Source organism: Agromyces mediolanus, assembly GCF_014648575.1.
In the GTDB taxonomy this organism is placed as follows: domain Bacteria; phylum Actinomycetota; class Actinomycetes; order Actinomycetales; family Microbacteriaceae; genus Agromyces; species Agromyces mediolanus.
The window spans coordinates 1887675-1896853 of sequence record NZ_BMRJ01000001.1 but is presented as its reverse complement, the minus strand read 5'-3'; the positions used below and the strand labels follow the sequence as shown (position 1 = coordinate 1896853).

The 9179-nt window shown below is 70.4% G+C and carries 8 protein-coding genes; 2 read left to right on the top strand and 6 right to left on the bottom strand.

The annotated features are described in order from the left end of the window. Positions 1 to 52 precede the first annotated feature (52 nt). The 5 genes from dxs to dut all read right to left on the bottom strand — a co-directional run bounded on the left by dxs (position 53) and on the right by dut (position 7014). The gene (gene dxs, locus IEY71_RS09005) at positions 53 to 1999 is read right to left on the bottom strand and encodes a 1-deoxy-D-xylulose-5-phosphate synthase (RefSeq protein ID WP_189085154.1); all 1947 of its coding nucleotides are present in this window, start codon (positions 1997 to 1999) and stop codon (positions 53 to 55) included. 124 nt (positions 2000 to 2123) lie between these two features. Continuing rightward, positions 2124 to 4934, bottom strand: a complete 2811-nt coding sequence (locus IEY71_RS09000) for an aconitate hydratase (RefSeq protein WP_189084866.1) — start codon at positions 4932 to 4934, stop codon at positions 2124 to 2126. Positions 4935 to 5090: 156 nt separating this feature from the next. Further along, entirely contained in the window at positions 5091 to 5936 is an 846-nt protein-coding gene (locus IEY71_RS08995; protein WP_189084865.1) for a DUF3159 domain-containing protein, read from the bottom strand. Then, a complete protein-coding gene (locus IEY71_RS08990; protein WP_189084864.1) occupies positions 5936 to 6559 on the bottom strand; it encodes a DUF3710 domain-containing protein in 624 nt (207 codons plus the stop codon). Before IEY71_RS08990 ends, IEY71_RS08995 begins: the two co-directional genes overlap by 1 nt. Then, positions 6556 to 7014 (bottom strand): dUTP diphosphatase, encoded by a 459-nt coding sequence (gene dut / locus IEY71_RS08985; protein ID WP_189084863.1) that lies wholly within the window; start codon positions 7012 to 7014, stop codon positions 6556 to 6558. The genes IEY71_RS08990 and dut overlap by 4 nt, the downstream gene beginning before the upstream one ends. A 38-nt stretch (positions 7015 to 7052) precedes the next feature. Between dut and IEY71_RS08980 the strand changes: the two genes are divergently transcribed. Next, positions 7053 to 7499, top strand: coding sequence for a DUF3093 domain-containing protein (locus tag IEY71_RS08980; RefSeq protein WP_189084862.1), 447 nt, complete (start codon positions 7053 to 7055; stop codon positions 7497 to 7499). Between the two features lie 15 nt (positions 7500 to 7514). Here IEY71_RS08980 and IEY71_RS08975 read toward each other — a convergent pair whose 3' ends face one another. Continuing rightward, complete coding sequence (locus IEY71_RS08975) at positions 7515 to 7808, bottom strand: DUF4193 domain-containing protein (protein ID WP_189084861.1); 294 nt, start codon at positions 7806 to 7808, stop codon at positions 7515 to 7517. 194 nt (positions 7809 to 8002) lie between these two features. Between IEY71_RS08975 and sepH the strand changes: the two genes are divergently transcribed. Continuing rightward, positions 8003 to 9103, top strand: coding sequence for a septation protein SepH (gene sepH / locus IEY71_RS08970; RefSeq protein ID WP_189084860.1), 1101 nt, complete (start codon positions 8003 to 8005; stop codon positions 9101 to 9103). Positions 9104 to 9179 lie beyond the last annotated feature (76 nt).

Below are 9179 nucleotides of genomic sequence, written 5' to 3'. Positions count from 1 at the left end.
GGCCCGCGACGAGATCGTCGCGGGCCGTTCCCGTTCCGGCGTGCGGGCGGGCTCAGTCGGCCGCGCGGGCGACGACCGGCTGCGCGCCGGTGTCGCCGGAGACGCCGCGGGCGTGCGGCAGCTTCGTGCCGAGCACCATCGCGGTGACGTCGTGGGCGATGTGCTGCGGAGTGAGCCCCACGCGCTCGAGGATCTCGGCACGGGAGCCGTGGTCGAGGAACTCGTCGGGCAGGCCCAGTTCGGTCACGGCGGTGTCGACGCCGGCCTCACGGAGATCCTGCCGGATGCGGGTGCCCACGCCGCCGACGCGCACCCCGTCCTCCAGTGAGACGACGAGGCGATAGTCGGCGGCCAGGCGCACGACACTCTCGGGCACCGGGACCACCCAGCGCGGGTCGATCACGGTCGCCCCGATGCCGTGCGCCTCGAGCCGCTGCGCCACGTCGAGGCCGATGCCCGCCATCGGACCGACGGTCACGATGAGCACGTCGCGGCGCTCCGACTCCACGAGCACGTCGACGCCGTCGGGCGTCCGCCGGACCGCGTGGTACTCGGTGCCGACGGAGCCCTTCGGGAAGCGGAGCACCGTGGGCGCGTCCTCGACGCGGACCGCCTCGCCGAGCTCCTCGGCGAGCCGGACCGAGTCGCGCGGGGCGGCGATCCGGATACCGGGGACGACCTGCAGGATCGAGAGGTCCCAGACGCCGTGGTGGCTCGGCCCGTCGGGCCCGGTGACTCCGGCGCGGTCGAGCACGAAGGTGACGCCGGCCTTGTGCAGCGCGACGTCCATCAGCAGCTGGTCGAAGGCGCGGTTCATGAAGGTCGCGTAGACGGCGACCACGGGATGGAGCCCGCCGAAGGCGAGCCCGGCCGCACTCGTGACCGCGTGCTGCTCGGCGATGCCGACGTCGAAGACGCGGGACGGGAAGCGCTCGGCCATGCGGTGCAGGCCGGTGGGGCGCAACATGGCCGCGGTGATGCCGACGAGCCGCTCGTTCTGCTCGGCGAGCTGCACGAGTTCGTCGGCGAACACGCTCGTCCAGCTCTTCGCACCGCTCGTGTCGAGCGGCTCGCCCGACTCCGGGTCGATCTGCCCGACGGCGTGGAACTGGTCGGCCACGTCGTTGCGGGCGGGCTCGTAGCCGCGGCCCTTCTCGGTGATCGCGTGCACGATGACCGGGGCGCCGTAGTTCTTCGCCTGCCGGAGGGCGTCTTCCATGGCGTGCTCGTCGTGCCCGTCGACCGGACCGACGTACTTGATGTCGAGGTTCGAGTAGAGCGCCTCGTTGTCGGTGAAGCGCGAGAGGAAGCCGTGCAGGCCACCGCGCACCCCGCGGTAGAACGCCTTCGCGGGCCCGCCCAGCCGTTCGAAGGCCTCGCGGCTCGAGAGGTGCAGGTTGCGGTAGGTGCGCTTCGTGCGCACGGAGTTCAGGAAGCGGGCCATGCCGCCGATGGTCGGGGCGTACGAGCGGCCGTTGTCGTTGACGACGACGATGAGCTTGCGGGTGTTGTCGTCGGAGATGTTGTTGAGGGCCTCCCACGTCATGCCGCCCGTGAGCGCCCCGTCGCCGACGACGGCCACGACATGACGGTCGTGCTGCCCGGTCATCTCGAAGGCCTTCGAGATGCCGTCGGCCCAGGACAGCGAGCTGGACGCGTGCGAGGACTCGACGATGTCGTGCTCGGACTCGCTGCGCTGCGGATAGCCGGCGAGCCCGCCGTTCTGGCGCAGGGTCGAGAAGTCCTGGCGCCCGGTGAGCAGCTTGTGCACGTAGGACTGGTGCCCGGTGTCGAAGACGATGGCGTCCTGAGGGGACGAGAACACCCGGTGGATCGCGATGGTCAGCTCGACCACGCCGAGGTTCGGGCCGAGGTGTCCGCCCGTCTTCGCCACGTTCGCGACGAGATGCTCGCGCACCTCCACCGCGAGCTGGTCCAGCTGCTCCCTCGTGAGACCGTCGAGGTCGCGAGGACCTCTGATCGTCTCCAGCAGGGTCATCTGCGCCGCCTTTCCGTGCGCCGCGAAGTGGGGGTGCGGCATCCGTCGATTCTACGCGACCGGAACGGCCGAGGCCGGGCGCTCCCTGAATGGAACGCCCGGCCTCGCCGAGTCGCCGCCCGCGTCAGACGAGCGAGCGCAGCACGTACTGCAGGATGCCGCCGTTGCGGTAGTAGTCGGCCTCACCGGGCGTGTCGATGCGGACGACCGCGTCGAACTCGACCGTCTGCTTGCCGGCCGGCGAGTGCTCGCTCGGCTCGGCGACGACGTGGACCGTCTTCGGGGTCGTGCCCTCGTTCAGCTGCTCGAGGCCCGAGATCGAGACGATCTCGGTGCCGTCGAGCCCGAGCGAGTCGGCCGACTCCCCCACCGGGAACTGCAGCGGGACGACGCCCATGCCGATGAGGTTCGAGCGGTGGATGCGCTCGAAGCTCTCGGTGATGACCGCCTTCACGCCGAGCAGGCTCGTGCCCTTCGCCGCCCAGTCGCGCGAGGAGCCGGAACCGTACTCCTTGCCGCCGAAGATGACGAGCGGAGTGCCCTGCTCCTGGTAGTTCTGCGAGGCGTCGTAGATGAACGACTGCGGCGCGTCGGCCTTCGTGAAGTCGCGCGTGTAGCCGCCCTCGACGCCGTCGAGGAGCTGGTTGCGCAGTCGGATGTTCGCGAAGGTGCCGCGGATCATCACCTCGTGGTTGCCGCGGCGCGAGCCGTAGGAGTTGAAGTCCTTGCGCTCGACGCCGTGCTCGGTCAGGTAGTGGCCGGCGGGGCTGTCGGCCTTGATCGAGCCGGCGGGCGAGATGTGGTCGGTCGTGACCGAGTCGCCGAGCTTCGCGAGCACGCGGGCGCCCGAGATGTCGGACACCGGCGAGGGCTGCATGGTCATGCCCTCGAAGTACGGGGGCTTCCGCACGTAGGTCGACTTCTCGTCCCACTCGAACGTCGAACCGGTCGGCGTCGGCAGCGTGCGCCACCGCTCGTCGCCCTCGAAGACGCTCGCGTACTGCGTGGTGAACATGTCCTCGCTGATCGACGAGTCGATCGTCGCCTGCACCTCGGCCGCGTCGGGCCAGATGTCGCGCAGGAAGACGTCGTTGCCATCGGGGTCGGTGCCGAGCGCGTCGGTCTCGAAGTCGAAGTTCATCGAACCGGCGAGCGAGTAGGCGATGACGAGCGGCGGCGACGCGAGGTAGTTCATCTTCACGTCGGGGTTGATGCGGCCCTCGAAGTTGCGGTTGCCCGAGAGCACCGCGGTCACCGCGAGGTCGTTCTGCTGGATGGCGGCCGAGACCTCTTCGATGAGCGGGCCCGAGTTGCCGATGCACGTGGTGCAGCCGTAGCCGACGGTGTAGAAGCCGAGGTCCTCGAGGTCCTGCGTGAGGCCGGCCTTCTCGTAGTAGTCGGTGACGACCTTCGAGCCCGGCGCGAGCGTGGTCTTCACCCACGGCTTGGCCTTCAGGCCCTTCTTCACGGCGTTGCGGGCCAGCAGACCCGCCGCGAGCATGACCGAGGGGTTCGAGGTGTTCGTGCACGAGGTGATCGCCGCGATCGTGACGGCGCCGTGGTCGAGCGTGTACTCGGTGCCGTCGGCCTCGACGACCTGCGTCGGCTTCGAGATCGAGGTCGGCGCGTGGCTCTTGTGGTGGTGCACGTGCTGGCTGTACTCGTCTTCCGGCGAGTTCGCGGGCGGGTCGGACGCGGGGAACGACTCGGCGATCTCGAGGTCGACGAGGTCGTGGTCGACCTCGGCGTAGTTCGTCAGGTCCTTCTCGAACTGCTCCTTGGCGGTCGAGAGGATGATGCGGTCCTGCGGGCGCTTCGGGCCGGCGATCGACGGCACGACCGTGGAGAGGTCGAGCTCGAGGTACTCGGAGAACACCGGCTCGTTCTCGGCGTCGTGCCAGAGCTTCTGCTCCTTGGCGTAGGCCTCGACGAGGGCGAGCTGCTGCTCGCTGCGCCCGGTCAGGCGCAGGTAGTCGACCGTGACGTCGTCGATGGGGAACATCGCGGCGGTCGAGCCGAACTCGGGGCTCATGTTGCCGATGGTCGCGCGGTTCGCGAGCGGCACCGAGGCGACGCCCGAGCCGTAGAACTCGACGAACTTGCCGACGACGCCGTGCTTGCGGAGCATGTCGGTGATGGTGAGCACGACGTCGGTCGCGGTCACGCCGGTCGGGATCGAGCCCGAGAGCTTGAAGCCGACGACCTTGGGGATGAGCATCGAGACGGGCTGGCCGAGCATGGCCGCCTCGGCCTCGATGCCGCCGACGCCCCAGCCGAGCACGCCGAGGCCGTTGACCATCGTGGTGTGCGAGTCGGTGCCGACGCAGGTGTCGGGGTAGGCGCGAACGACGCCGTCGACCGAGCGGTCGTAGATGACCTTCGCGAGGTGCTCGATGTTCACCTGGTGCACGATGCCGGTGCCCGGCGGCACGACCTTGAAGTCGTCGAAGGCCGTCTGGCCCCAGCGCAGGAACTGATACCGCTCGCCGTTGCGCTCGTACTCGATCTCGACGTTGCGCTCGAGCGCGTTCTCGGTGCCGAACAGGTCGGCGATGACCGAGTGGTCGATGACCATCTCGGCGGGCGAGAGCGGGTTGATCTTGTTGGGGTCGCCACCGAGGGCGACGACGGCCTCGCGCATCGTGGCGAGGTCGACGATGCAGGGCACACCGGTGAAGTCCTGCATGACCACGCGCGCCGGCGTGAACTGGATCTCGGTGTCGGGTTCGGCCGTGGGAACCCACGAGCCCAGCGCCTCGATCTGCTCCTTCGTGACATTCGCGCCGTCCTCGGTGCGCAGCAGGTTCTCGAGCAGCACCTTCAGGCTGAAGGGGAGCTTCTCGTACCCGGGCACGGTGTCGATGCGGAAGATCTCGTAGGATTCGTCGCCGACGCGGAGCGTGTCCTTCGCCCCGAAACTGTTCACTGCAGACACGATGTCCTCTCCTTCGCGAAGCCTGCCGCGAACGCATCGCGGCACTTCATCTTGCTCGTCAGACAGGGGGCCGATCCAGCAAGGGTAACCTAATGGCCCCAGCGCCGCCCCGCCCCGCGGGTTCGAGCTATTTATCTCGACGTCGAGATAACTCTATCACTCGGCGGCGGCATCCTTCGCCGGGTACACGGCGCGCACGACGAGCCAGGTGAAGACGAGCACGAGGGCGTACAGCGGGACCCCCATGAGCAGTCGGGTCGCCCCGAGCGCCTCGACGTTCTGCGCGAAGTAGAACGGCAGCTGCACCGCGAGCCGGGCGACGAAGAGCCCGACCCAGACGAGGGTGAGGAACTGCGCGGCGCGGAGCTTGCGGCGATCCTGCCGCCAGGCGAGGCCGTCGTTCATGAGGAAGCCGACGATCAGCCCGATCACCGGCCAGCGGACGAGCACCGAGACGAGCAGCACGGTCGCGTAGACGCCGTTCGTCCAGAAGCCGAGCACGTAGTTGTCCTCGGCGCGCCCGGTCCAGAGCGAGAGCCCGGCCGAGGCGAGCACGCCGACGAGGCCGGCGATCGCCTGCGTCGGCTGCCCCTTGACCACCACCCGCGCGATCGTGAAGACGACGGCGAGCCCGACGGACGCCGCGAGCGCCGGGATAAGCGCCGCCTGGGTCTCGAGGTGCGCGAAGCTCGTCAGCGAGCTGTAGACGACGAGGAAGACGAGGCCGGGCAGCAGGGCCTCGAGGATGCCTCGGACGCCGCCGATCGCGGTGAGCAGGTCGCGCCCGCTCAGGCGCTCGTCGCGAGCGAGCGCACCGAGCCCGCTGCGCTCCGCCGCCGCCGCCAGCTGACGGCCGAACTCCCCGGCGAGCTCGGAGCGCTCGCCCGGCTCCGCGGCCGATCGGGAACCGTCCGCCCCGTCGGAGCCGGCGGTACGGTGCGCCGCATCGAGGGGCGCCTCGTCGGCCGGCGCGCCATCGCGCCGCTCGGCGTCGCCCGACATCACTGCTGCGGCTGGGCGCCGGTCGCCGGCATCCGCAGCGGGATCAGGTCGCGCGGCGGCATCGGCGTCGTGCCGCGGACGACGACGATCGAGCGGAAGAGGTCTTCGACCTGCGCGGCGGCAGTGGGGTCGACCGCCGCCTCCCCCGCGATCACGCCGCGGAGGAACCAGCGCGGCCCGTCGACGCCGACGAAGCGGGCGAGGCGCATCCGGCCGGTGGCGCCGTCGGCGGCCGCGACCGGGATCTGCGCGAGCAGCTCGGGCCCGAACGCCCCGTCGCGGACGCGCGTGGTGCCGCCCTGCCGCGCGATCTGCTCGGCGATCTGCTCGCGGATCTCGTGCCAGAGCCCGCTCGAGCGCGGTGCCGCGAACGGCTGCACCTGCAGCGTGGAGTTCGCGTAGTCGAGGCCGACCGCGACGACGCGCTTCGAGCCCTCCTCGACCTCGAGACGCAGGTGCAGGCCCTCGCGAGGAAGCACCTTGACCCCGCCGAGATCGACGTAGGGGCGAACGGGGTTCGCCTCCGACTCGTCGAACGGCCCGGCGGTCTCGCGGTCCTCGGGGGCCGACTTGGGGTGGTCGACGGGGCGCTCGGCGCTCCCGGCGTTCTCGATCTCGCTCACGCGTTCGCTCCTTGCTTCTGCTCGCCGAACCCCGTCGATCCGAACCCGCCCTCGCCGCGATCGCTGCCCGGCAGGCGCTCGACCTCGACGAAGCGCGCGCGGCTCACCGGCATGACGACGACCTGGGCGATGCGGTCGCCCGCCTCGATGGCGTACGGCTCGCGTGCGTCGGTGTTCAGCAGCGCGACCTTGATCTCGCCGCGGTAGCCGGCGTCGACGGTGCCCGGCGCGTTCACGATGGTGATGCCGTGCTTGAACGCGAGCCCGGAGCGCGGCACCACGAAGGCAACGTAGCCCTCGGGCAGCGCGATGGACACCCCGGTGCCGACGGTGGCGCGCTCACCGGGGGCGAGGACGATGGACTCGGCGGCGTGCAGGTCGGCTCCGGCGTCGCCCGGGTGGGCGTAGCTCGGGACCCGCTCGGCCGTGATCAGGACGTCGACGGAATCGCTCACCGTTCGAGGGTAGTGCAGAAGTCTGGTGGGATAGAGACATGCCCGTGTACCGCGAGAAACTCTGGCCCACTCCCTGGATCTACATCGTGAGCCTGCTGCTCGTCCCGTCGAGCATCCTGGTGCTCGCCCCGGTCTCGATGCCGGCGGGCATCGTCACGGGGATCGTGCTCTACCTCGCCGTGGTCGGGGCGCTCAGCCTCACGGCGCCGATCGTCGAGGTGCGCGACGGACGACTCCGCGCCGGGCGGGCCGAGATCGACCTCGCGCACACCGGCGAGGCGGTCGCCGCGGAGGACGCCGCGGCGCGGGCGGAGCGGGGCACCGGGCTCGACGCGCGGGCGTTCCTCGTCATCCGGGGCTGGGTGCAGCCCGTCGTGCGCATCCCGATCGTCGACCCGGCCGACCCCACCCCGTACTGGCTCGTCTCGAGCCGCCGGCCCAAAGAACTGGCCGCCGCGATCAACGGATCGCGACGGCCGGAGTAGGTGCGGGTACGTCGCTCAGGCGGCGCACTCGAGGCAGATCGGCCCAAGCTTCGTCTCGTGGTCGATCTGCGAGCGGTGCTTCACGAGGAAGCAGCTGACACAGGTGAACTCGTCGGCCTGCGGCGGGAGCACGACGACGTCGAGCTCGACATCCGAGAGGTCGGCGCCAGCGAGGTCGAAGCTACCGGGGTTGTCGGCGTCTTCGACGTCGACCACACCCGACATCTTGTCGGGGACGCGTTCCTTGAGGGCCTCGATCGACTCCGAGTCGTCTTCGGTCTTCCGCGGGGCGTCGTAGTCGGTTGCCATTCCCATCCATTCCTTCACGCCGAGGATTCGGCGGCGTTAGTCTGCATGAAATCATCGGCGTAAGCAAACCATCGCCCGAGAGCCCTTCGGCTCTCGCTGCCTGGTCAACTTCCGGCACGCCCGGGGTATTCCCGGAGCACGGCCCGTTCGCGTGGCATCCTTGGCGGGAACGCAGGCACGGAAGGGTTCTCGCGATGCAGGAACTGAAGGTGATCGGAGTCGAGGACGGCGCACTCCTCGTGGCGACCGAGGACGGCGCGCGCTTCCGGATCGTGGTGGACGACGTGCTGCAATCGCGCATCCGGCAGGCCCAGCCCGAACAGCACCAGGGGCCGAAGATCCCGCCCCGCGAGATCCAGGCGCACATCCGTTCCGGTCTGTCCGCCGAGGATGTCGCGGAGATCACCGGAGCCGCGGTCGAGTACATCCGCCGCTTCGAGGGCCCCGTGGTCGCCGAGCGCGAGCACATCGTGAACTCCGCCCTCGCCGTGCCCGTCGCGACGGCGATCGAACCCGACGGCGACGAGCCGGCCTCGTTCGGCTCCGCAATCCGCGACCGCCTCGCCCGCCTGGGCGCGAGCGGTGAGCGCTGGGCGAGCTGGAAGGACGAGGAGCGCGGCTGGATGGTCAAGCTCGAGTTCACCGTCGACGAGATCGACCACGACGCCCGCTGGAGCTTCGAGCCGCGCAAGCAGGCCCTCCAGCCGCTCAACTCCGAGGCGATCACACTTTCGCAGCAGGGCGAGCTCAAGGGCGGCCTGATTCCTCGCCTGCGCGCGGTCGACGGGGACGCCTCCCGCTTCGACAGCGGCGCGTTCACGCTCGAGGAGCCGGAGCACGGCGAGTTCGACACCGCCCCGCAGCTCGAACCGCTCCCCTACGCCCGCAGCACGCCGCAGTCGAGTCCGGCCGTCACCCGCGCCGCGATCAAGCGCGCCGACGAGCCGGCTCCGGTCATGGGCGAGACGGCCGACCTCCTGGAGGCGCTCCGACGCCGCCGGGGCGAGCGCGAGTCGGCCGGCGAGGCCGCCGCGTCGAAGCCGGCCGAGGCGACACCGCTGCTCGAACAGCCCGAGCTGCCGCTCCCCGCGGAACCGGTCGCGGAGTCGAGCCCGAAGACGAAGGCCGAGCCCGGCGAGGACCGGCCCGGCAAGGCCGCACGCAGCCTCTGGGGCGGCAAGCAGCAGAGCAGCGGACGCGCGGCCGCAACCCCCGCGAAGAAGAGCTCCAGGGCGTCCATGCCGAGCTGGGACGAGATCGTCTTCGGCGCGCGCCCGGACGACGACCTCGCCTGACCTCACGCTGCTCGGACGCTCGACTGCAGCCGTCGCCGACGCCGCAGGCGCCGCGGACTGAAGCGCCCTGCCGCCA